The following is a 631-nucleotide window of genomic DNA, read 5'->3' as shown; positions in this document are numbered from 1 at the left end:
GACTACGACGCGAACCAGATCAAGGATGGCCGCAGAGTCATCGACGTGCGGTACGTCATAAGGCCTCATGAGAACTTCGTGAAGCAGGTGATGGCGTCCAACAAGCGTAAGCAGCAGACAGAGCTACGGGCCATCAAGCACGGCATGATCGACCACGACATCATTGATGAACCCCAACGGAAGGAGAGATAGCCACCAGAATCTCCCACCCCACAGGGAAAAGAAAGATAGGCGCGTCAGCGCCTTTTTTTATGCCAGAAGAAAGCGCACAAGGTACGCCCACCAGGCAGGACCGGAAACGGAATGCCTCCGCATATGGGGGAGCTGCACGGATAGAGCGAACGTGACCCCAGATGCTTCGTGGGCTGAGGCTCGATATATGGGAACGTTGCACGGTAGTTGCAAGCCGAGTCTCAGTATCGTGCAAGCGTAAGCCACGACGAAGGATAAGTGCCATGCTGCTCCAGTGGTTCCCGTAGAGTGGTTCCCGTAAGGTATTGATAGTTAAAGGGTGAGGATGTGGGGGACCTGCACGTTATGAGATTTGATATGTGGGTACGTTGCACGAAAGCAGGTCCTGAACCTCTCGATATATGGGAACTCTGCACGATTGACGAAGCAGAACAAAGAT

Annotated in this window: 1 pseudogene; it reads left to right on the top strand. The window is 53.6% G+C overall.

The annotated features are described in order from the left end of the window. A pseudogene (locus tag R7Z77_RS26395) lies at nt 1–192 on the top strand (plasmid replication protein); the annotation flags it as partial. Nucleotides 193–631: the final 439 nt, after the last annotated feature.

The sequence above is a fragment of the Vibrio sp. 1401 genome, from assembly GCF_033340295.1.
This window is presented reverse-complemented; position numbering and strand designations above follow the sequence as displayed.